This window comes from Geminocystis sp. CENA526 (genome assembly GCF_050753365.1).
GTDB lineage: Bacteria > Cyanobacteriota > Cyanobacteriia > Cyanobacteriales > Cyanobacteriaceae > Geminocystis.
Map to the genome: position 1 here is coordinate 1 of NZ_JBLZFY010000272.1, position 1,462 is coordinate 1,462.

Annotated in this window: 2 protein-coding genes; both read right to left on the bottom strand. The window is 33.9% G+C overall.

From position 1 onward, the window contains the following. Positions 1-64: 64 nt before the first annotated feature. On the bottom strand, positions 65-307 hold the full coding sequence (locus ACN4EE_RS23320; RefSeq protein WP_431708897.1) for a hypothetical protein: 243 nt from the start codon (positions 305-307) through the stop codon (positions 65-67). 19 nt (positions 308-326) lie between these two features. Next, positions 327-1,355: a helix-turn-helix transcriptional regulator gene (locus ACN4EE_RS23325; RefSeq protein ID WP_431708898.1), complete on the bottom strand. Its 1,029-nt coding sequence runs from the start codon at positions 1,353-1,355 to the stop codon at positions 327-329. Positions 1,356-1,462: the final 107 nt, after the last annotated feature.

The following is a 1,462-nucleotide window of genomic DNA, read 5'->3' on the forward strand; positions in this document are numbered from 1 at the left end:
GATCTAACAGTGATGATACGTTCTCATTTTCCCATTATGATAGATTATGTTCACTATTCTACCCTTAACTATTTTCTTCTGTATCTCTCTGTTTTTTTGCCTGTCTTAAATATTCCTGCCCTGCACCCACGACAAAGCCGATGGCTAACCCCATTCTACCGTACGATCGAACCCAACTACGATAAACCGATCGATCGAACTTTAAAGTGGTTTCATTAAGTTGTCCATATTTAGCGATACCAACACCAGCCACAAAACCAATCATCCCCGTAATGATAGCTGAAAATAAAATGCGTTTTCCATTCATAATTTTTGTCGAATAAATTTTATTCCCCTCGATATAATCGATTACGATACTCACTCGGTGTTACACCCGTCCACCTCTTAAACGATCGCCTAAAACTATTAATTTCATTATATTGTAGTTCAAAGGCAATTTCACTTACAGAAATACTGTTATCTTGCAACCATTGTACCGCTAATTGAAATCGAACTTGATCTAATAAACGAGAGTAGCTTAAATCTCGATCGCCCAAACACCTTTGCAAACTTCTGCTACTCATACCGATGGAATCAGCTATAGTCTCTATCTTAATACTACCACCAAATAATTGAGAGCGAATTAATTGTTGCAATGCCTTGCTAAAATCCACAGGAGGTGAGGTGGATATTAATTGTTCGTATAAGTTTTGTTCCTCGTTATGATTAATATTTTCAGACTCTTTTTTTAATGGTAAATAAAGAAGATTTTTAGAAATCGCAATGGAATTATAGGATTTATTGAAATGTAGTCGAGACTGGGAAAATAAACCCAAATCTGATAATCCTTTGACGGTTTCTCCCCGAAAATATAAATCTGTAGGATACCAGTCAAAATTTAGGATAGTTTTGAGCGCCCGAAAGTGCAAGAAAAAAGCGTAATAATTCCCTTGTTTTTGTTTATTTCCGTTGTAGGAAAAATTAGGATATTGATGATTGAACCAGATGCGATCGTCATCTTCCGTTAACCATACTTTTACCCCTGAACTATAGGTTTTTTTCAATAAAGTAACAATAGTGCGTAATAAATCATAACCTGTTAAAGATTGACGAAGAACCTTGCCAAATAAACCAAGGTGTTCAATTTCCAGTTTTTCACTTGCCAAAATTCCTAAAAAATCTATCCCTTGACGATAGGCAAAAGAATCGATCGAATTGAAAACTTGATAAAGAGAAAGTAGTTTTTCAGGTTGAGAAAATATATTTTCGGGAATAGTGCTTTTATGCAAGAAATCATCCAAAGAAATACTGTTTTCCTTAAAAAATTTGAGCAGTGGTAAAAGACTATTGACTCGAACTAAAGGCAAATTAGTCATTACATGATTAATAAATTTTATAGTCTATCGTAAAGTATTTTTTATACTCTGTCATCTCATGATTTATTCTTTATATTTCTTAATATATTTGGCAGAAAATGATGAAC